The sequence below is a fragment of the Dictyoglomus sp. GBS genome, assembly GCF_055179815.1.
This window is the reverse complement of record NZ_CM143687.1, coordinates 820,795-841,768: the sequence shown is the minus strand read 5'-3', so window position 1 is coordinate 841,768 and position 20,974 is coordinate 820,795. Positions and strand designations below refer to the sequence as shown.

General features: G+C 32.1%; 18 protein-coding genes and 1 pseudogene. 5 read left to right on the top strand and 14 right to left on the bottom strand.

All coding sequences use genetic code 11. The annotated features are described in order from the left end of the window. Positions 1–22 precede the first annotated feature (22 nt). From gap to ACY3IT_RS03910, 4 genes and pseudogenes are all read right to left on the bottom strand, one after another. On the bottom strand, positions 23–1,036 hold the full coding sequence (gene gap / locus ACY3IT_RS03925; RefSeq protein ID WP_148806479.1) for a type I glyceraldehyde-3-phosphate dehydrogenase: 1,014 nt from the start codon (positions 1,034–1,036) through the stop codon (positions 23–25). A gap of 93 nt (positions 1,037–1,129) precedes the next feature. Beyond that, complete coding sequence (gene leuS, locus ACY3IT_RS03920) at positions 1,130–3,559, bottom strand: leucine--tRNA ligase (RefSeq protein WP_463083480.1); 2,430 nt, start codon at positions 3,557–3,559, stop codon at positions 1,130–1,132. Positions 3,560–3,649: 90 nt separating this feature from the next. Next, a complete protein-coding gene (locus ACY3IT_RS03915) occupies positions 3,650–4,939 on the bottom strand; it encodes an ABC transporter permease (protein WP_463083479.1) in 1,290 nt (429 codons plus the stop codon). Beyond that, positions 4,936–5,657: pseudogene (locus ACY3IT_RS03910) on the bottom strand (ABC transporter ATP-binding protein). Before ACY3IT_RS03910 ends, ACY3IT_RS03915 begins: the two are co-directional and overlap by 4 nt. A gap of 163 nt (positions 5,658–5,820) precedes the next feature. Here ACY3IT_RS03910 and ACY3IT_RS03905 point away from each other — a divergent pair. Genes ACY3IT_RS03905 through feoB form a run of 3 tightly spaced genes read left to right on the top strand, consistent with a single transcriptional unit; the run spans position 5,821 to position 8,448 of the window. Beyond that, positions 5,821–6,252, top strand: a complete 432-nt coding sequence (locus ACY3IT_RS03905; RefSeq protein WP_463083478.1) for a Fur family transcriptional regulator — start codon at positions 5,821–5,823, stop codon at positions 6,250–6,252. Continuing rightward, on the top strand, positions 6,249–6,491 hold the full coding sequence (locus ACY3IT_RS03900; protein WP_463083477.1) for a FeoA family protein: 243 nt from the start codon (positions 6,249–6,251) through the stop codon (positions 6,489–6,491). Before ACY3IT_RS03905 ends, ACY3IT_RS03900 begins: the two co-directional genes overlap by 4 nt. Further along, positions 6,475–8,448, top strand: coding sequence for a ferrous iron transport protein B (gene feoB, locus ACY3IT_RS03895; protein ID WP_463083476.1), 1,974 nt, complete (start codon positions 6,475–6,477; stop codon positions 8,446–8,448). The genes ACY3IT_RS03900 and feoB overlap by 17 nt, the downstream gene beginning before the upstream one ends. A 177-nt stretch (positions 8,449–8,625) precedes the next feature. Here feoB and pyrF read toward each other — a convergent pair whose 3' ends face one another. The 7 genes from pyrF to trmB form a co-directional block, all read right to left on the bottom strand. Beyond that, positions 8,626–9,360 carry an orotidine-5'-phosphate decarboxylase gene (gene pyrF, locus ACY3IT_RS03890; RefSeq protein WP_463083621.1) on the bottom strand — a complete coding sequence of 245 codons (735 nt, stop codon included), beginning with the start codon at positions 9,358–9,360 and terminating at the stop codon, positions 8,626–8,628. Positions 9,361–9,363: 3 nt separating this feature from the next. Continuing rightward, on the bottom strand, positions 9,364–10,281 hold the full coding sequence (locus ACY3IT_RS03885) for a dihydroorotate dehydrogenase (RefSeq protein ID WP_463083475.1): 918 nt from the start codon (positions 10,279–10,281) through the stop codon (positions 9,364–9,366). After that, positions 10,274–11,029 carry a dihydroorotate dehydrogenase electron transfer subunit gene (locus tag ACY3IT_RS03880; RefSeq protein WP_463083474.1) on the bottom strand — a complete coding sequence of 252 codons (756 nt, stop codon included), beginning with the start codon at positions 11,027–11,029 and terminating at the stop codon, positions 10,274–10,276. Before ACY3IT_RS03880 ends, ACY3IT_RS03885 begins: the two co-directional genes overlap by 8 nt. Continuing rightward, positions 11,026–12,324, bottom strand: coding sequence for a dihydroorotase (locus tag ACY3IT_RS03875; RefSeq protein ID WP_463083473.1), 1,299 nt, complete (start codon positions 12,322–12,324; stop codon positions 11,026–11,028). The genes ACY3IT_RS03880 and ACY3IT_RS03875 overlap by 4 nt, the downstream gene beginning before the upstream one ends. Then, a complete protein-coding gene (locus ACY3IT_RS03870; protein ID WP_463083472.1) occupies positions 12,308–13,243 on the bottom strand; it encodes an aspartate carbamoyltransferase catalytic subunit in 936 nt (311 codons plus the stop codon). Before ACY3IT_RS03870 ends, ACY3IT_RS03875 begins: the two co-directional genes overlap by 17 nt. Positions 13,244–13,245: 2 nt before the next feature. Then, positions 13,246–13,797 (bottom strand): bifunctional pyr operon transcriptional regulator/uracil phosphoribosyltransferase PyrR, encoded by a 552-nt coding sequence (gene pyrR / locus ACY3IT_RS03865; RefSeq protein WP_463083471.1) that lies wholly within the window; start codon positions 13,795–13,797, stop codon positions 13,246–13,248. Positions 13,798–13,988: 191 nt separating this feature from the next. Beyond that, complete coding sequence (trmB, locus tag ACY3IT_RS03860) at positions 13,989–15,026, bottom strand: tRNA (guanosine(46)-N7)-methyltransferase TrmB (RefSeq protein ID WP_463083470.1); 1,038 nt, start codon at positions 15,024–15,026, stop codon at positions 13,989–13,991. A gap of 49 nt (positions 15,027–15,075) precedes the next feature. Between trmB and ACY3IT_RS03855 the strand changes: the two genes are divergently transcribed. Continuing rightward, a complete protein-coding gene (locus tag ACY3IT_RS03855) occupies positions 15,076–15,846 on the top strand; it encodes an alpha/beta hydrolase family protein (RefSeq protein ID WP_463083469.1) in 771 nt (256 codons plus the stop codon). On the opposite strand, the gene ACY3IT_RS03850 is transcribed toward ACY3IT_RS03855, so the two are convergent. Continuing rightward, positions 15,841–16,371 carry an NTPase gene (locus tag ACY3IT_RS03850; RefSeq protein ID WP_463083468.1) on the bottom strand — a complete coding sequence of 177 codons (531 nt, stop codon included), beginning with the start codon at positions 16,369–16,371 and terminating at the stop codon, positions 15,841–15,843. The two genes, ACY3IT_RS03855 and ACY3IT_RS03850, sit on opposite strands and share 6 nt — an antisense overlap. Before the next feature lie 31 nt (positions 16,372–16,402). Between ACY3IT_RS03850 and ACY3IT_RS03845 the strand changes: the two genes are divergently transcribed. Further along, on the top strand, positions 16,403–17,791 hold the full coding sequence (locus ACY3IT_RS03845; protein ID WP_463083467.1) for an FGGY-family carbohydrate kinase: 1,389 nt from the start codon (positions 16,403–16,405) through the stop codon (positions 17,789–17,791). A 21-nt stretch (positions 17,792–17,812) separates the two neighbouring features. Here the strand turns inward: ACY3IT_RS03845 and ACY3IT_RS03840 are convergent, their stop codons facing one another. Then, entirely contained in the window at positions 17,813–19,141 is a 1,329-nt protein-coding gene (locus ACY3IT_RS03840) for an extracellular solute-binding protein (protein ID WP_463083466.1), read from the bottom strand. Positions 19,142–19,318: 177 nt separating this feature from the next. Next, entirely contained in the window at positions 19,319–20,965 is a 1,647-nt protein-coding gene (locus tag ACY3IT_RS03835; protein WP_463083465.1) for a glycoside hydrolase family 5 protein, read from the bottom strand. Positions 20,966–20,974: the final 9 nt, after the last annotated feature.

Genomic DNA, 20,974 nt, shown 5'->3' with positions numbered 1-20,974 from the left:
TTATCTTCTTGATTCTTAAATTTTATAGCCTCTCTGCTACATATCCTGTTAAGTCTGCTAGTCTGCAAGCATAACCCCACTCATTATCATACCAAGCAAAAACCTTTACCATATTCTTACCAATTACAATTGTAGATGGTAGATCTACTACTGTAGAATAAGTGGTTCCTTTGAAATCCATTGAAACAAGCTCCTCATCAGTGACTCCAAGAATTCCCTTCATCCTTCCTTCCGCTGCCTTTCTAAATGCATCATTCACTTCTTCTACTGTCACATCTTTTTGTAATACACATACCAAATCAGTTACAGATACAGTTGGAGTTGGCACTCTCAATGCTACCCCATGCATCTTTCCATCAAGTTCAGGGATGACTCTACCAATAGCTTTTGCTGCACCTGTAGATGTAGGAATAATATTTAATGCTGCAGCTCTTGCTCTCCTAAGATCTTTATGAGGAAGGTCTAAAATTCTTTGATCATTTGTATAGGAATGTACAGTAGTCATAAGACCTTTCTCAATACCAAAGTTATCTAATAAAACTTTTGCAACTGGAGCTAAACTGTTGGTGGTACAAGAAGCATTAGAAATAATATGATGCTTTGAAGGATCATATTTTTCCTCATTAACACCCATAACTATTGTTATATCTTCGCCTTTTGCAGGGGCAGAGATAATTACTTTCTTTGCTCCACCAGAGGTAATATGTACTTTTGCCTTATCAGCATCAGTAAAAAGTCCTGTTGATTCTATAACCACATCAACTCCTAAATCTTTCCAAGGAAGATTTGCTGGATCCTTTTCAGCAAAAACCCTTATCTCTTTTCCATCTATAATTATGGACTTATCTGTATATTTTACATCACCCTTATAGGTTCCATAGTTGGAATCATATTTAAATAGATGAGCTAAAGTTTTTGTATCAGTAATATCATTAACAGCCACCACTTCAACCTTATCAGGATACCTTTCTAAAAGTGCTTTAAGTACTTGTCTCCCAATTCTCCCAAAACCATTAATACCTACTTTAACAGCCATAAAAACACCTCCTAAATCGTTAAATTTTTCTTTATTTCATCCTCTTCATTATACCATTTACTTTTTACAAAAATTGTTAAAATGTTTTTAAAACTAAATATTGAAACTTAATATTTTACCAGGAATATAAACTACTTTCTTAATCTCTTTATTATCCAAATACTTTTTAACATTTTCTCTTTGTAATGCTAAATTCATAACTTCTTCTTGAGTTGCATCAGCACTTACATCTATTCGGTCTCTTACCTTTCCATTAATTTGAATAACTACGGTTACAATTTCCTCCTTTATTAACTCTGGATCATAAGAAGGCCAGGGTTGCACATGAATACTATATTCATTTCCTAACTCTTTCCACAGCTCTTCAGTGATATGGGGAACAAAGGGTGAAAGAAGTAACAATGAAGTCCTTACTGCTTCTTCAAAGGCAGGAGTCCTTCCATAAACCCTCTTGTGCTCTGTGAGAAGATTAGTTAATTCCATAATAGATGCAATAGCAGTATTAAATTTAAAATTCTCTATATCCTCCGTAACCTTCTTAATAGTCTTATGTAACTTTCTTCTTACAAGCTTTTCTTCCTCATCATCAATTTTTTGTTCATTTGCACTTTCTAAAACTAATCTCCAAAACCTATTCAAGAACCTATTTGCTCCTTCTACTCCTTCATCGCTCCACTCAATATCCACTTCAGGAGGAGCAACAAACAATATAAATAAACGGGCTGTATCAGCACCATAATTCTCCACCATATAATCTACAGAAACAATATTCCCTAAGGATTTAGACATTATCTGTCCATCTTTATAAACCATTCCTTGAGTAAAAAGTCTCTTAAATGGTTCTTTTACTGGGCTATATCCTGCATCATAAAGAACCTTCGTTATAAATCGAGAATAAAGTAAATGTAATACAGCATGTTCTATACCACCTGTATATTGATCAACAGGCATCCAATACTCTGCCTTTTCTCTTGAGAATGGCTCTTTATCATTGAGTGGGTCAGCATAACGAAAATAATACCATGAAGAATCAACAAATGTGGCAAGAGTATCGGTTTCCCTCTTTGCATGACTTCCACATTTTGGACACTTTGTATTTACAAATTCAGGAACTTTCGCTAAAGGACTTTCACCCGTTCCTGTGGGCTCAAAATCAGAAAGATCAGGAAGCTCTACTGGCAAATCCTCGTAAGGCACAGGTACTATTCCACAATTGGGGCAATAAATAATGGGAATAGGGGCTCCCCAGTATCTTTGACGAGATATTAACCAATCTCTTAATCTATATTGTACTTTTTTCTTTCCAATCCCTAAATTTTCAAACTTCTCAACAATAATTTTCCAAAATTCTGAACTTTTTAAACCATTGTATTCCTCTGAATTAATCATTATTCCTTCTTCTTCATAGGGAAGCGGAGGTTCTTTGCCAATTTCCGGAGTAATTACAGGGATTATTGGAAGATTATATTTTACTGCAAATTCATAATCTCGGGAGTCATGGGCAGGTACAGCCATTATTGCCCCTGTTCCGTAGGTTGCAAGTACATAATCAGCCACATATATCGGTACAGGTTTTTTATTAAGAGGATGTATTGCATAACTTCCTGTGAATACTCCAGTTTTATCCTTTTCTGAAACAATCCTTTCTAACTCACTTTTATTTTTAGCAATTTTTACATATTCTCTCACTTCATCTAAATATTCCTTTTTAGTTATTTTTTCTACCAATGGATGCTCTGGAGCTAGTACTACAAAAGTTACTCCATAGATAGTGTCAGGTCTTGTAGTATAAACATATATCTTCTCATCAGAATCCTGAATATCAAAGTAGAATTCAAGTCCTTCAGATTTACCTATCCAGTTCTTTTGCATTAGTTTAACTTTCTCTGGCCAATACTCCAGAGTATCTAAATCATTCAATAAATCTTCAGCATAAGCAGTAATTTTAAAGAACCATTGTTCAAATTCTCTCTTCTCAACCTCTGATTTACATCTCCAACATTTACCATCAATTACTTCCTCATTAGCAAGTACTGTCTTACAAGTAGGGCACCAGTTAGCAGGAGCTTTTTTTCTATATGCAAGTCCTCTTTCATAAAGTTTTAAAAAGATCCACTGAGTCCACTTATAATAGTCTGGAGCACAAGCTGTAACCTCCCTATCCCAATCATAAACCACACCCATTTTGAAAAGCTGTTCTTTCATCCTTGCTATATTTCTATAAGTCCATTCCTTTGGATGTACCTTATGCTTTATAGCTGCATTCTCTGCAGGCTGACCAAAAGCATCCCAACCCATAGGATTTAAAACATTGTAACCACGCATAGTATAGTATCTTGCTACCACATCACCAATAGTATAATTTCTCATATGTCCCATATGTAGATCTCCAGATGGATACGGGAACATAACCAAAGTATAGTACTTTGGTTTATCCTTTCTTTCAGTTACATGATACAATTTGTCCTCTTGCCATTTTCTCTGCCATTTAGGTTCTATTTCCTGTGGATTATACCTCTTCATTTTTTAAATCCCTCTCTCCTTTTACAAATTTTTCTTTATCTCCAATTATATAAAAGTAAATCTTTGAGGACAATAATTAAACTAATAAAATTAGGAAGACTTCCTTCTTAGAAATCCTATCTTCATTGTTAAAATTCTATCAGTAGAAAATATTTTTGCTGCAATTACTATAAGGGCTATAAAAACAACTACCATATATAATATCCCAAAAAATACAATATTATAATTTCCAAGTAAAATTTCCCTTGATGCAATAAAAGGATGACTAAAAGGTATAGCCATTATAATAAGCCTTACTGGCAAAGAAAGATTATTGATATCAGAAAAGAGAGAAACAAAATAAGGTACAATAACCAAAAAAACTAAAGGTAAAGACATACTTTGAGCACTTTTTAAATCTTCAGCTAAAACCCCTAAAATGGTAGACAAGGCTAAGCCACAAAGAATTGCTAAAAACAATGAAATTCCAAACAAGGTATAACCGTAAGGTGTAAAGCTCACACCTAATTTTTGAATAATATCAGATGTACTACTTACATCCACATTTCCACTTATTCCACCCATAAAAGATCTATATCCATACATATAAATTAAAGATGAAATTATTCCAACTATACCAGCTCCCATCATTTTAGCAATCACTATATGTTTTCTACCTATAGGTACTGTAAGGAGAGTCTCAAGGGTTTTATCCTGCTTCTCCATAGCTATAGCAGAAAGAACCATCTGGGATGTATACATGATTACTATCATTAGAATAATAGGAATAAATATTGATTGAGAATAAACTGAGTTAAGAACTTCTGATGTAGTACCTTCTGCAATCCTGTCTTTAACAATAACAAACTCTTTTTTCTTTATAGGGTTTTTCAAATTATCAGGATCTATCCCTGGAAATTTAGCTCTAATAAATTGGTCAGACATATACCTATTCATTGCGTTAATAACCTGATCCAAAACGGCAGATCCCACATTACTGCCCAATGAGAAACTCCTTATGAAAGAATATATCTCAATCTCTACTGGTTTAAATCTGGACACTAATGATCCAAAATTCTCAGGAATCAAAATAAAAAAATTTATTTTTTCTCTTCTTGCAAAATCAAAAGCTAAATCTTTATCTTCCTTTGAAAGAACTTCATTTAATAACTTAACCTTGAAATTTGCCAAAGAAAGATTACTCAAAAGTTCCCTTGATATTTCTGATTTATCAAGATCCAATACATAAATGTTTCTTGTCTCAACAGCCTTCTTAATTTCACTTTTTGTAATACTACCCATAAAATTAAAAAGTAATATTGTAAATATAAGAGATATTATTAATTGAAAAGTTACAAGTTCCTTTATTTCCTTTCTCAAAAGATTTAAAAATTTATTCATTGTACCACCCTCCTAAATACTTCCTCTAAATTTTTAGCATTGTATTTTCCTTCAACTCTTCTGATCCACCTATCTCTAATATTTTTCCCTTGTCAATAAGAGCAACTCTATCAGAAAGAAACTCTATCTCCAACATATTATGAGAAGAAAGCAAAACAGATGTCCCTTCTTTAACATATTCTCTTATAATCTCTCTTATTTCTAAAGCATTAATAACATCTAAACCAGATGTAGGCTCATCCAAGATCGCTAGAGTAGGCTTCGTCATGAGAGCTCTTGCAAGCAAAAGTTTTCTAGTCATTCCTTTACTGTATGTTCCAACTTTATCATTTAATCTATCTCCAAGTCCACTTATTTCTTTTGCTCTATTTAAAAATTCTTCTAATTCTCTTTGATCCTTAGCATAAAAAGTTGCCATAAATTTTAAATAATCAATACCTTTCATATTCTTGTAAGCTCCTGCCTCCTCTGGTAGATAACTAATATTTTCCCTTACAAAATCAGGATTTTTTCTTAAATCTTTACCCATAAATGTGACTTTTCCATCTGATGGAGTAAGAAGAGTTGCGATTATTCTTAGAGTAGTTGTTTTACCAGCACCATTTGGTCCTATCAAAGCAAAAATCTCACCCTTTTTAACCTCAAAACTAATACCTTTAAGGGCTTCTAACTTACCATAAACCTTTCTAAGATTCTCTACTTGGAGAATATTGTCCAAAAATATCACCCCCAAACTAAATTTGTTTACTATGGGAATTATATCAATCAAATTTTAAAAAATCTATTAAAAATACGTTAATACACATCTCACTTGCAAAAATTTTTCATTTAGAATACAATTTTTACTAGAACTAAGCTGTTAGCATAAGGAGAGACTTCAAATGAATTTTAAAGAAAATTTGAAAAATAAAGGCATAAGATTGAGCAAACCAAGACTTATGGTCCTTGAGTTTTTTGAACAAAACAAAAAAGGACATTTTTCTATTTATGAAATTTATGAAGAATTAAAAAACCAAAATAAAAAAATATCTTTCACCTCTGTCTATAGGAGTTGTAAACTTTTAGAGCGTTTAGGATATATAAGGCCTATAAGCTTTGAAGAAAGACATATTCATTATGAAAGTAATTTAAATCCTCATATACATTTCCAATGTGTATCATGTGGGAAAGTAGAGGAAAAGGAATTAACAAATCCCTCGGAGATATCTAAGATAATAAAAACAGAAGATGATAATTTTATAGTTACATCAATAAAGATTCAAGCATTAGGAGTATGTGAAGAGTGCCAAAAGAAACAAAGGAGGGAATTATGATCAAAAAACTTATAGAATTAGAAAAGGGAGAAAAAGGAAAAGTAGTTAGTATTATAGGTGGCAAAGGAAAAATTTTAAGACTTGCAGAATTGGGAGTAATCCCAGGAGAAGAAATTGTTCTTTTTCAAAAATCTCTAGGACCTGTGATAGTAAAAGTCAAGGATACTAATTTAGCTTTAGGTAGAGGTTTAGCAGAAAGTATTCTTGTAGAGGTAGAGAACCATGAAAAAGAAAATTAAAGTAGGTTTAACTGGTAATCCCAATGTAGGAAAAAGTACTGTATTTAATCAACTTACAGGATTAAATCAACATACAGGTAACTGGCCAGGGAAAACAGTAGAGAAAAAGATCGGATATATAGAAAAAGAAGATTATCTAATAGAGGTGGTAGATCTTCCAGGAACTTATAGTCTTACTGCTCAATCCCTAGAAGAACTTATAGCAAGGGAATTTATAGTAGAAGAAAAGCCTGATATCTTAGTACTGGTTTTAGATGCTTCCCTTTTGGAAAGGAATTTATATTTGTTGTCTCAAATTTTAGAATTACACAATAATGTAATTATTGCTCTTAATATGATGGATATTTTAGAAAGCAAAAAATATAAATTAGATGTAAAAAAGTTTGAAGAAAAGTTAGGACTACCTGTGATTCCCATGGTAGCAAGTAAGGGTAAAGGCTTAAATGAACTTATAGAAAAGGTTATTGAGATTTATGAGAAAGATAATATTCAACCTACAAAAGTAAAATATTCAAAATTAGAAGAGACTATCAAAAGAATAGAAGATCTGTTACCTGACAAAATTCAAGAATACCCAAAAAGATGGGTAGCAGTAAAATTATTAGAAAATGATCCAATTATGATAGATTTATGTAAAAAGAATTTAAAAGATTGGGAAAAAATTCAAAAAATCATAGAAGAAAGAGAAGATAACCCTATAAGAGTTGCAACTGCAAGATATGAATGGATTAAAGAAATGTTAAAGGAAGTTATAGAAAAACCCAAAAAACAAGCAATTCTCTGGACTGATAAAATAGATGAATATGTTACTCATCCCATTTGGGGATTTGTTATAGCCCTTTTTATAGTAGTAACAATTTTCTATCTTACTTTCTCCATAAATAATATAATATCTATTCCTTTGGAAAATCTACTTGACATTATAGGAGAAAAGATATCAATCCTTTTGACTTTTTTACCAGAATTTCTAAGAAACTTGATAACTAAAGGCATTTGGCAAGGTATTGCAACTATTCTTTCTTTTACCCCTTTAATTACTATATTCTTCTTGTTTTTAGCTCTTTTAGAAGATACAGGCTATCTTGCAAGACTTGCTTTCATAACTGATAGAATAATGCATAGTTTAGGACTTCATGGTAAATCTTTCCTTCCATTAGTGATAAGCTTTGGTTGTAATGTACCTGGAGTAATGGCCACAAGAACCCTTGAAGATGAAAAAGACCGGATACTTTTAATAATTATTGATTCCTTTATCCCTTGTGTACCAAGAATATTAGTTGCCTCATTCTTCCTTGGAATATTCTTTCCCCAATATGCCTTTTTACTTCTATTAACGCTTTATATTATTAGTTTCACTTCCATATATATAAGTGGCAAATTACTAAGGAAAAAGGTACTTAAAACTTCCATGAATCCTCTTCTTATGGAACTACCAATATATAAAATTCCAAGCCCTAAAATAGTATTTTTATATATATGGGATAAACTAAAATCTTTTTTCATAAGAGCAGGAACTGTTATGGCTTTACTTTCAGGACTAACTTGGATTCTTACCAACATTCCCTCTGGAAATATAGAGAACTCATTATTCTCTCAAATAGGCAAATTATTTTTACCTTTAGTCTATCCCTTAGGTTTCAATTGGCAACTTACTACAGCCCTTCTTTCAGGATTTGTAGCTAAAGAAGCTTCACTTTCCACTTTAAGTGCTATCTATGGTCAAAGTGGAAATGAACTTGGTAATATATTGTTAAGAGAATTAAATCCCATAACAGCTTATAGTTTTGTAGTATTTCAACTCTTATATATACCATGTGCAGCCACAGCTGCTACAATCTATAAAGAAACAAATTCCATAAAATGGACAGTATTTGCTGTTTTTTACTCTTTTATCTATGCCTATATCTTCACTTTTATTCTCCATCATATATTAGTATTCTTATCAAGCATTTTATGATAGAAAAAGTGCTCGAATACATTAAAGACAAAAGAATTATAAATATTGACAAGCTGAAGAAGGATCTTCATTTATCTGATGAAGAATGGGAATTGATCCTTCTTCAGCTTAAAGATCTTGGTTATATAAAAAAGGAATCTTTATCAGAGAGTATAAAATGTTCCTCCTGTCCCTTTGCTAAATCTTGCTCTCAAGGATGTCTTCAATCTGGGATCTTATATTTTGTAAAACCTCATAAGGATTAGGACTCTGAGTAATAGGACGTCCAATAACCAAATAATCAGCTCCTTTCTCTATTGCTTCTCTTGGAGTCATTATTCTTTGCTGATCATCAGTTTTCTCCTTTGTAAGCCTTATTCCTGGTGTAACAATAAGCATAGGACGCCTAAAGTTTTTCCTAAGTAATTCTATCTCCCAAGGGGAAGCTATAACGCCATCAAGACCTGTCTCTTGTGCAAGTTGAGCTAAAAATAATACCTGTTCTGGTAAAGATCTGGATATTCCCCAACTTCTCCTAAGGGTTTCTTCATTGAAACTGGTTAATACAGTTACACCAAGAAGATAAGGATATTGTGTTTTATTACTCTCCTTAAATTGAGATACAACTTTAACTGATTCTTTTAACATATTTTCTCCACCAAGAATATGAAGAGTTATCATAAAAGGATCCAATGTAAGAAGTCTTTCAATAGTTCTTACGACCGTGTTAGGAATATCAAATAACTTTAAATCAATAAAAACATTAGTACCCATCTCTTTCAAGGCCTTTACCACATGAGGACCCGCTACGGAAAAAAGTTCAAGCCCAACCTTAAAATTTCTTACATGTGGTACCAAATTTTCAGCTATTTCTAAGGCTTTTTTCTCTTCAGGAAAATCAAGAGCTACAATAATAGGATCAAATTTCTTAATCATTTAATCAACCTCCCTATTAAAATGATGAGCTATTCCTATAACATCCTGAATTCTCTCATACTTAAAATAATCTTTAGCCTCTTTAACCAGCTTACTCCCAATCCATGGGTCTCTAAAATTAGCACTCCCTATCTCAACCAAAGAAGCTCCTGAAAAAAGATACTCTAAAACATCCGAGAAATTTACTATTCCTCCACATCCTACTATAGGAAGCAATTTTAACTCGTAGATTTCCCAAATATGCCTCAAAACCAATGGTTTAACAGCAGGTCCAGAATATCCAGCAAAAACACGTTTAAAAACAGGACTTCTTTTTTTTGTATCTATCGCAAGCCCTAAGAAAGTATTAAAAGCTACAACAGCTTCGCCACCTGAGTCTTTTACTACCCTTACTATATCCAAAATATTTGGAGCCTGAGGGGTTAATTTAACCCAAACAGGCTTGTTAATTATCTCCACAACCTTTTTTGTTATAACCTTTACCATATCTATATCAATTCCGAAGAGCATACCACCACCATCTACATTAGGGCAAGAAAGATTTAATTCCAAAACTGAGAAATTATAATCTCTAAGTTCTTTAGCAATCTGATAATATTCTTGTTCCCTTTCCCCTGCTATACTTATGATTACATGAGTATCCAATCTTTCTAAGTAGGGCATTTCTTCTTCGATAAATTTTTCTAATCCAGGATTTTCAAGTCCTATAGAATTTAATATTCCGGCATAACATTCCCATATCCTCGGTGTAGGATTTCCTTCTCTTGGTTTTAATGTAATACTTTTTGTTACAATACCACCTAAAATATTTACATCATAAAACTTTGCTATTTCTCTTCCAAAACCACATGTACCTGATGCAAGTAGAATTGGATTCTTAAAAATTATGCTACCAACTTTAATTTTTAAATTATCCACCGAATTCAACCTCCGATCCTACAATGATAGGTCCATCCCTACATACATGAAAATTGCGACTTCTTCCTTTCAAAAAACAAGATAAACATATTCCTACTCCACATCCCATTCTTTCTTCAAAAGAAATATAAAGCTTATCCTTTTGATCTACTAAATGATATAAACTTTCGAGCATTGGATAGGGACCACAAGCAATTATCTTGTCAAATTCTAATAAGGAGGGTAAAAATTCTAATATCTTTCCTTTATTACCTACACTTCCATCCTCGGTAGAAATCACAAAATTATAGCTATATTTTTGGATATCTCTATAAATTTTCTCTTCCACATACGAAGAAAAACCAATGTAGGAATAGAAAATCACATTTTCCTTAAAAAAATTAACAAGAAAATTCAATGGTGCTATGCCTACCCCTCCTCCAACAATAAGAACCTTCTCTCCTTGATTTAAAGAAGGAAAAGAATTTCCAAGAGGTAAAAGCATAGAAATTTTTTCACCAATCTTCTTTTTTGATAAAATCTCTGTTCCTCTTCCTATTTTCTGATAAAGAAAATATATAAAATTATCTTCCACATTATAAAAACTCATAGGTCTTCTTAAAAAAGGATCATAACTTTCCTCAACTTGCAACATTGCAAATTGGCCAGGTAAAATTTCAAAGGTATCTTTTGGAAGTCTTACTTTCAAAAGATAAATCCTTTCCGCTACTTTCTCATTTTCTACTATTTCTCCTACTATCTCTTTCATCTAAATATCTTCCCTTCCCTATATACTAACCTTCCCTCTACAAAGGTCATAATAGGCCATCCTTTCAATCTCCATCCATGAAAAGGAGTATTCTTGCCTTTAGAAAAAAACTTATCTTTATCAACTTCTTTCTCTGCTTCTATATCAATTATTGTAAGATTAGCTGGCACTCCTTCTTCTAAAGGAATAAATGGTAGATTAAGAATTTTTGCTGGATTATATGACATCTTCTTAAAGATTTTTAATAATGGAATTTTTCTTTGATGAAATCCATAGGTAACCATAAGAGGAATAGCTGTTTCAATACCACTGATTCCAAACTCTGCCAAATTGTACTCTATCATTTTCTCATCTATATGATGTGGGGCATGATCTGTAGCAATAACATCTATAATATCTGACTCTAATGCTTCCCAAAGCACTTCCTGATCTTTCTCTGTTCTTAAAGGAGGATTCATTTTAGTATTTGTATCATATCCACTTTCTTTAACATAATCCTCGGTAAGAACTAAATGATGAGGAGTAACCTCACATGTTACATTTATACCTTTTTCCTTTCCCCATCTGATCATTTCAACACTTTGCCAACAAGATATGTGGGCCAAATGTAATTTTCCCTCTGTCAATGATGCAAGAAAAATATCTCTTGCTACTATACTAGCCTCTGCTACCCATGGCATCCCTTTTAATCCAAGGACTATAGCAGTTTTTCCCCAATTCATACTGCCTTCGGAGGTTAAGTTAGTATCTTCCGCATGTTCTATGATAGGAACATCAAAGGCCTTTGCATATTCTAAAGCACATCTTAATACTTCACTATTCAATACACATTTTCCATCATCTGAAAAAGCTTTAGCACCTGCTAAAAACATATCTCCTATCTCTGAAATCTCTATACCTTCTCTCCCTTTAGTTATAGTTCCAATTGGATATATTCTTGCTAAACCTATAATATTAGATTTTTCATATATATACCTCACAATCATTCTGTTATCTATAGGGGGATTTGTATTAGGCATACAAGCCACAGCAGTAAATCCACCAGCTACAGCTGCCATTGAACCTGTCTCCAGTGTTTCTTTCCATTCATAACCTGGTTCTCTAAAATGTACATGCATATCTATTAAAGTAGGCACAACAACTTTATTCTTACCATCCACAATCTCCACATTTTGGTCCAAATTTAACTCTTTTCCAATACCTCTAATATGACCGTCTTCTATGTATAGATCTCCAATCTCCTCTTTATTTTTATCTGTATGTAACAAAATAGCATTCTTAATTAATATTTTCATCTGACCTACCTCCCAACATAAGATAAAGAAGCGCCATTCTTACTGCTACACCATTCGTTACCTGTTCATTAATCAAAGATAACGTACTATCGGCAACTTCTGAAGATATCTCTACACCCCTATTCATAGGACCAGGATGCATAATTAAAACATCTTTTTTAGCCTTTTTTAAACGCTCTTCTGTAACTCCAAATAAAGCATGATATTCCCTTAAGCTTGGGAAAAGCCCTTTCTTTTGCCTTTCTAACTGAAGTCTTAAAATATATACAATATCGGCATCTTCAATAGCCTCATCTAAATTATATGTGACTTTAGCATTTAAATAATGAATATCCTTAGGAATTAAAGTAGGAGGGCCACATACTATAACAGAGCTTCCCAGCTTACTCCAAGCATATATATTAGATCTTGCAACTCTACTATGGAATATATCCCCAACTATAGCTATCTTTAATCCATCAACTCTATTCTTTTTTTCATAAACGGTAAAAACATCCAAGAGAGCCTGGGTGGGATGTTCATGCATTCCATCACCTGCATTTATAACTTTTGACTTTATGTTTTTAGCAATAAAAAGGGGTACCCCAGAAGAACTATGTCTAATAACAAATAATTCTACCCCCATAGCCTCTATAGTCTTAACAGTATCAAGAAGAGTTTCACCTTTCTGTATACTACTTGTAGATGTTGCAATACTTATAGTATCAGCACTTAAATATTTTGCAGCAAGTTCAAAAGAGGAACGAGTTCTTGTGCTTGGTTCATAAAAAAGAGTACATATGGTTCTTCCTCTCAAAGTTGGTACTTTTTTAATCCTTCTATTCAATATATCTTTCATAGACTTTGCTGTTTCAATAATTAGTTCAATCTCCTCCTTTTTAAGTTCTTCAATACCTATTAAATCTTTTCTATCCCACATTATTATTCCTCCTTCCATTCTCCAATTACAACTTCATCTACCCCATCTATCTCTTCCAATCTAACCTCAATTTGTTCTTTTCGAGAAGTAGGTACGTTTTTTCCAACATAATCAGCTCTAATAGGAAGTTCTCTATGACCTCTATCAACTAAAACAGAAAGTTGTACTGTTCTTGGTCTACCTATATCCATAAGAGCATCTAAAGCAGATCTTACCGTCCTTCCTGTGTAAAGTACATCATCCACTAAAATCACATCTTTACCTTCAATGGAAAAATTAATTTCCGTTTTACCCACCTTTGGTTGATCCAATCTTAAATTCAGATCATCTCTATATAAGGTAATATCTAAACTACCAACAGGAACTTCTTTTCTCTCTATCTCAGCAAGAAATTTTTGTAACCTTTTAGCTAATGGTACACCTCTTCTTCTTATTCCGATAAGTACTACGTTATCTACGCCTTTATTCCTTTCTACAATTTCATGAGCGATTCTTTTAAGAGCTCGCTGTATAGCTTCCTTATCCATTATTCGTGCCTTTTCCTGAAAATACATATATGTTTGAACCCCCTTTCTTTTATATGAGATAAAAAAACGGACATACCCACATTTTTATTATGGATATGTCCGCTTTATAATCATTTATTTTTAATATTTTTTTCAATTTTCCTCCCTTTTTAGCCTCACTGGGCTAAATTAAAGGACCAATGTATTATAAAAAATAAAAAACTAAGTGTCAATTAAAACTAATGATTTATAAATTCCTCAACAATCTCTTTTTTACATGTATTTTGTAATATTTTCAGTTCATTAAATCTCTTATACAAACAAGAAAAAATAATAGCTATTGACTCATGTACACCATAAGTAGGATCTGGATCTGTTGCTTCATGTATTGATATCTTTAATTTATGGTCATTAAGATAAAGAGAGATAAAAAACCTTTGTTTTAGGGAACCTTCTACTACGACAGTATCAATCAATATTTCATTTTTCCTTGAATAGAAACTTATATAATTAATTATCTTGTTATCCTTTTCATATATACCCTTAGGAAGAATGTTTAGAACTTCTTCTATTTTAAGATCTTTTTTTAATTCCATAATTATATAAGGCATAATAATCTCCTCCTTCTTTAACTTCAAAAGAGGATAAAAATCCTTAATCCATAACGGCATCTCTATTGTTTCCAATTTTTTATAGCCTATATAATAGATGGGAAGCCCAATAGATATCCATTTTCTTGCATATTTCGTTTTATAATATTCAGGAAAATCGCTTATTATGCTTTTTTCCCATAAAGGTTTAAAAACTCCTATTTTTTCAAAAATATCTACAGTATAATTAGCATAATCTAAACTATCTGTCGCCATAATAAAATGCCCTTCTATTTCTAACCTATCTCCTAAGAGATAAATAAAAGCATCGTTTATAATTCTTCTTTCTTTATGGGATTTTTTTGGCCAAGGATCAGGAAAATTCATATAGACAGCCTTTAAAGATTGGGAGTTAAATAGTTTGCAGAGAGCTTTAGCTCCTTCTATTCTTACAATTCTCAGATTTTCTAAATTGGCTTTATTTACTTTCCTTTCAGCTTTTTTAAGAATTTCTTTGGATACATCTATACCAATAACGTTAATATGTGGATTATTTTGAGCAAGCCATATAGAAAACTCCCCATTCCCCATTCCAATTTCCAAGTAGAGAGGAGCTCTCTTTCCAAATATACTTTCCCAATCTGGAAAAAATCCTAAATCTTTCTCTTTTAATAATAAACTCTCCATATTAAATGTTATGATATACTAATTTATAATTTGTGAAAAGGAGGTTAAAATGAAAGAAAAAAGAGAGCCGATAGTATTAGAGAATTTCGGACAAAAAATTTTTGGAGTCCTTCATATACCCGAAAAAACACCTGCTCCTTTTGTGCTCTTTTGTCATGGTTTTACAGGTACAAAAGTAGAACCTCATAGAATTTTTGTAAATACAGCAGAAGCTCTTTCAAAAGAGGGAATTGGTGTATTGAGAATTGATTTTCGTGGTTCTGGAGACAGTGAGGGTTCTTTCAAAGATATGACTGTGGAAGGTGAAGTCTCAGATGCTCTCATAGCTCTTGATTTTCTTAGACAAAATAATTTAGTAGACAAGGAAAGAATAGGTATATTAGGTCTATCTATGGGTGGAGCAGTGGCCAGTATCGCTTCTGGAAGAAGTTCTATTGTAAAATCCTGTGTTTTGTGGTCCGCTGTATGTCATTTTGATATATTCTTTAACAGATCCCCAGAAGAAATGCAAAAAATTAAAGATTACGGGGATTTTATCGATCTTGGAGGAAATTCTGTAGGTAAAAAATTTTTAGCTGAAATAGTAGGAATAAAACCATTAGAAGAATTAAAAAAAAGAATATTGCCTGTATTAATTATTCATGGAAGTAGTGATCCTGTAGTACCAGTACAACATGCCTATGATTATTACGAAGGAATTAAGAAAACTCATAAAGCCAAACTAGAAATAATAGAAGGGGCAGATCATACTTTTAACTCCATTGAATGGGAAAGAAAAGTCATAGACAGTACCTTAAAATGGTTTAAAGAGACATTATAAAAAGGTAGATATAATTTCTTCTTTTATTTCCTTAAAAACCAGATCTCTAGTTTCAGGAGTAAGATAATATGTTTTACCATATTTCTTAAATGCAGTTATAAAGTCCCTATGTAAAGATGCAATTATATTTTGATCACTATTTAAGATTTCAAAAATCTTATCTCTAAATTTACGAGATAAAAACTCCATTTTCCCTATTTCATCTATAATAAATATATCTCCTTTTTGACTAAATATATCCTCTATTATTTTCTCAAAACAATCTATATCTACAAAGTATTTCCCATACCTATAAAGAGTAACATTATATACAGATGCAAAATTGACTCTCTCATTTGTTTTCAGTAAAATCATATCAAATCCAATTCTAAATTTTCCATCTCTAACCTCTTCCGTAACAAAACCACAAGTACTTATATTCCTTTCCCTACAAAAGGCATCAACCCTCTTAAGTAAAGTAGTCTTTCCAACTCCAGGCTGTCCTGTCACAAAAATTTTCATCCTTGATTCACCATTGAATCTCATAAGTTTTTGTATTATAACATAAAAGAGTTAAATGTATATTACAATAGATCTTGGAACCACAAATTTAAAAATAATTTTGTGGAACCATAAAGGAAAAATAGAAAAAAAGACAATTTTTCCTACTCCAATCTCATCTGACTATACAATTGATCCCTTAAAGATCATCCATCACCTCAATGATTTCTTCTCTAATTTAGAAAGAAAATACAAAAAGGATATACAGGGTATAGCTGTTGGAGGAATGGGCGAAGCAGGTTTACTTATAGATAAATATGGAAATCCATTAACTCCAATCTTTTCATGGTTAAATGATAAGGGAAAAGAAGAAATAAAAATCCTCGAAAGTATCGGCAAAAAAGATGTATTTTATATCACTGGACTTAAAGTTCATCATAAATATTCATTGGCAAAGATTTTATGGCTTCAAAAAAAGGAAAAAGATATTTGGATGAAAGCATACAAATGGATAAATGCTGTGGACTTTATTAACTTTTATTTAAGTAAAAAATTAGTTACAGATTATTCTCTTGCTAGCAGAATGCTTCTCTTTGACATAAATAAAAAAACTTGGTCTGAAGAAATTTTAGGATTATGTAACATATCACCTGAAAAATTACCTGATATTAAACCTACAGGATCTATAATTGGTGAAATTGATATCTTTATTAAAAATAAATTCTCATTAAATACATTTCCCATTATATTAGGCGGGCATGATCATCCCATAGGAAGCCTTATTTATAATCTTCAAAACTCAATATTTGATTCCTGGGGAACAGCTGAGGCCTTTATACTACACACTGAAAAACCTTTACTAAAAGAAGCAGTAAGAGAATTAGGGTTCTCGGTGGGATGCATAAAAAACTTCTATTATTTAATAGCAGGAATACACTTTTCGGGAGGAATATTAAAATGGTTAAAAGATAATATGAAATGGAAATTAATCATTGAAGAATACACTCCAACTAATGTCCTATTTTTTCCATTCTTGTTAGGTAAAGATTCAAGAAAATATAAGGAAAACATTAAGGCAATTTTTTATGGGATAGATTTAAATACTCAGATAAAAGACCTTATCAAGGCAGTATGGGAAGGAGTTTTTTATGAAAGTAGATATATATTAGAAAACATTGAAAATTTGGAAATACCAATAGAGAGAATCTATTTAAGTGGAGGTATGAGTAGATTTAAAAAAATCATTAAATTAAAAGCAAATATATTAAACAAACCTATATATATTTCAAAAGAAAAGGAATCTACCTCAAAAGGTTTAGCACTTCTTATTGCTGAAAATTCAAATGTGGAAAATACAAAAAATTTTAAGGATTCTCCCTTTGATATTATATCACCAACATCTTCAAAGATTTTTGAGGATAATTATATAAGATACAAAAAAATCAGGGGGCTCCTGGGAGTATAGCCAGAAGCCCCTCTCTTTAGATTATTTCAAACCTTCAAGAATTGCATTAATTGTTGCTTCAAACTTAGGTTTTAATGATTTTATAGACTTGGCAGGATTTGCTGGGTCAATCTGATCCATAAGCTCATTGAATCCAGGAATACCGGCAGCAGGATTAATAACTGTTCTTGTAGATGCGTCTATAAGTAAGTCATAAATCTCTTTTCCACCAACTCTCTCTATTTGATCTTTTACTATTAATTCCTTCTCTTTGTCTGTTGGCATTAGCATCCATATTAAGTATAATGCTGCAAGTTCTGGATCCTTAGAAGAAGAAGCAATAGCCCATGCTGCATCATCACCTTCATCAGCACTTTTCTTCTTACTATCAGGCCCCTTTGGGAATGGAACTATTCCAAGCTTCTTACCAAGGGCATTCCTCATATTAGTTAAATCCCATGGACCCCAATAATCCATACAGGTTATCCCTTTTTGAAATCTTCCTTGTGGATCTGTCCACCAGTCAGCAGGTCTCATCTTATATTTTGCATCCATATCATACAAGGCTTGGAATGCTCTATATGCCTTAGGATCATCTAAATTAAATACAGGCCTACCACCTATATACTTTATAGGTAAAACATCGTTAGTCCATAAGAAAGGATGATAAGTTCTCCAACTTGCATAGGCATACTGATCTATTTTTCCATCACCATTGGTATCTTGTGTAAGTTGCTTCCCTAATTCAAAGAAGGTATCCCATGTCCATTTACCCTGCTTATACAACTCTAATGGATCTGGTAACCCTGCCATCTCAAATTTCTCTTTATTATAGTAAAGAATATATGGAAATACATTATCATTATATATATTTGTTACTGCATAAATTTGTCCTCTCCATGTGAAATAATCTAAAATATTTTTCCTAAAACCTACAGCGTTCCAAAGATTTTTATCCTTAAAATTAATATACCTATCAAGAGGAAGAAGCATCTTCTTCATCATCCAAGTAGGTTTCTGTCTACTATCTATGTATACAATATCGGCTCCAGATCCAGACAAAATAGCAGCAGTTTGTTTTTCCACCTTGGTTTCCCATGTTACATATACAATTTTCACCTTTGCTCCAGTTATTTTTTCAAACTCTTCCCTTGATTGTTTAGGAGATCTTACACCAGGGATGTCACTTTTTTCCACCTCAGGCCAATGTTGCCAAACATAAATAGTTTTACCTCTATACTTTTGTGTATCAATATTCAATGTATAATTCCCAACTTTTACTGTATATACTCTTTGCCCAAAGCCCGGGACAAAAGTCACAAAAGAAAAGAAAACTATAAAGAACAAAATAAACAGAGATTTTTTACTCATTCTTTAACCTCCCCTTTAATAAATTTAAATTAAAAGATATTTAAGTTTAAAAAGTTTTAATTCTTTCCGTATACCCCCTTTCTTTTGTAAATAGTTTCCATCGTGTTTGTTTACATAGTACATCATTTGAAAATAATAACTAACATTATATTGACCTGAAATTGCAAAAATTTGCTCTCATAATACTGGTACAGTAGTATCCAATATCACACCTTCCGGGAAAAATTCAAAAATTATTTTTAGATTTGTTCCACTCTGAAGATTTTCAAAAACTTGCTTTCTTATAACCACTTGTGATTCAACAACATTAAAGTCATCCCAACCTCTAAGATAAGGAGTCCATGAATCTCTAATAGGTCTACCAGTTTTGGCATCAAAAATCTTTATCGCACATAATTTTGTACCATTAAAATTAATAAGAAATTTTGCATCCATTGGCACTCCACTAATAATATTAAATGGTTTATCTAATAAAACTGGGTCTTTGTATTGAATAATCTCTAAAGGATAGTCTACTCCTTTTGTGAATTTAAACATGAGAATTCCATTTCTTCCATATACACCAGGTTTAATTATTGTTTTTATTAAACTGGATTTCAGTAAAACTTGATCATTCTTAAGCAAAATATAATCTTTATTTAAATCTAATTTCCTTTCCCCTAAATATATACCTTCCAATTTATTCTCATTCAATTCTAAAGAGATTACTATATCTTTAATCTCTTGTTTCTCTTTTAAATAAAGTATCCCAGGATTTAAAAAGGCATTAGGATTCCCCATTGAAGCATTAATAATGATTTTCACAAGTACTTCATCCCTCCACATCCTATTTCTCCTATCATAATTATCAAAACCATTATCCCAATAAAAGGTTGCCATCTTATATTTTTTAGCTGTTCTTATAAGGTTATCAATAAAATACCACTCTGCTGGTTTATTCCCATTAGATACTCCAAACTCACCAATTATAAAAGCATGATTTGGAAATTTTTCTCTAACAATACGAATATCATTATCCATCTGTGCTTTATCTTTATTGCTTCCCCATGTTTTCCTTCCCCACCAATTAGCCACAAAATCCCATGGCGAATAATAATGGATACCAATGATTATATTTTCATCCTTTGGAGGTATTAGGTATTTCTCAGCCTTATATGTATCTGTCAAGAGTGGAGGTATTACTAATAATCTTTTATCATTAAATCCTCCTGAATTTCTTATAAGTTTTAGAATTCTTTCATTTACTTCATTTTGAATTTTTCCAGCCTCTTCTTCGGAGAACCCCTCATAAGTAGGTTCATTTATTATCTCAAAAATCAGTTTCTCTGAATAATCCTTAAATCTTTTAGCTATCTGCTCCCACAATTTCTCTAATTTTCTCATTGTTTCTTCCTTATCCTGCTTCATTTCCTTACTTAACCATCTCCAAGAATCATGATGAACATTTATTATTACAAAAAGATCCCTTTCAAGAGCCATATTCACAACCTCTTCTACCCTGTTCATCCAAGCCTCATCCACATTATAATCAGGAGCAGGCCCCATATGATCAACCCATGTAACAGGAATTCTCACACTTTTAAATCCTGTTTTCTTAATATCATCAAAGATGTATCCTTCAGTTTTAGGATTTCCCCAAGAAGTTTCATCAGGTATGGCATCCAGAGAATTTCCAAGATTCCATCCAGGATCCATTTCTTCTACTGCTTTATGAGGATCAATATAACTAAAACTTCCCTTATATGAACTTGCATATCCTTGATTACAAAAGATTATTAAGAAGAATAGTAAATTTAGCAAAACTATTACCCCAGTGATTTTCATAATACATCA

Excerpts from the sequence above, each read along its gene's own strand:
- ACY3IT_RS03905 (WP_463083478.1), top strand. The coding sequence starts at position 5,821 with ATGAATTTTAAAGAAAATTTGAAAAATAAAGGCATAAGATTGAGCAAA.
- gap (WP_148806479.1), bottom strand. The coding sequence starts at position 1,036 with ATGGCTGTTAAAGTAGGTATTAATGGTTTTGGGAGAATTGGGAGACAA.
- ACY3IT_RS03855 (WP_463083469.1), top strand. The coding sequence starts at position 15,076 with ATGAAAGAAAAAAGAGAGCCGATAGTATTAGAGAATTTCGGACAAAAA.
- ACY3IT_RS03840 (WP_463083466.1), bottom strand. The coding sequence starts at position 19,141 with ATGAGTAAAAAATCTCTGTTTATTTTGTTCTTTATAGTTTTCTTTTCT.
- ACY3IT_RS03845 (WP_463083467.1), top strand. The coding sequence starts at position 16,403 with ATGTATATTACAATAGATCTTGGAACCACAAATTTAAAAATAATTTTG.
- leuS (WP_463083480.1), bottom strand. The coding sequence starts at position 3,559 with ATGAAGAGGTATAATCCACAGGAAATAGAACCTAAATGGCAGAGAAAA.
- trmB (WP_463083470.1), bottom strand. The coding sequence starts at position 15,026 with ATGGAGAGTTTATTATTAAAAGAGAAAGATTTAGGATTTTTTCCAGAT.
- feoB (WP_463083476.1), top strand. The coding sequence starts at position 6,475 with ATGAAAAAGAAAATTAAAGTAGGTTTAACTGGTAATCCCAATGTAGGA.
- ACY3IT_RS03915 (WP_463083479.1), bottom strand. The coding sequence starts at position 4,939 with ATGAATAAATTTTTAAATCTTTTGAGAAAGGAAATAAAGGAACTTGTA.
- pyrR (WP_463083471.1), bottom strand. The coding sequence starts at position 13,797 with ATGTATTTTCAGGAAAAGGCACGAATAATGGATAAGGAAGCTATACAG.
- ACY3IT_RS03850 (WP_463083468.1), bottom strand. The coding sequence starts at position 16,371 with ATGAGATTCAATGGTGAATCAAGGATGAAAATTTTTGTGACAGGACAG.
- ACY3IT_RS03870 (WP_463083472.1), bottom strand. The coding sequence starts at position 13,243 with ATGTGGGATAGAAAAGATTTAATAGGTATTGAAGAACTTAAAAAGGAG.
- ACY3IT_RS03835 (WP_463083465.1), bottom strand. The coding sequence starts at position 20,965 with ATGAAAATCACTGGGGTAATAGTTTTGCTAAATTTACTATTCTTCTTA.
- ACY3IT_RS03875 (WP_463083473.1), bottom strand. The coding sequence starts at position 12,324 with ATGAAAATATTAATTAAGAATGCTATTTTGTTACATACAGATAAAAAT.
- ACY3IT_RS03900 (WP_463083477.1), top strand. The coding sequence starts at position 6,249 with ATGATCAAAAAACTTATAGAATTAGAAAAGGGAGAAAAAGGAAAAGTA.
- ACY3IT_RS03880 (WP_463083474.1), bottom strand. The coding sequence starts at position 11,029 with ATGAAAGAGATAGTAGGAGAAATAGTAGAAAATGAGAAAGTAGCGGAA.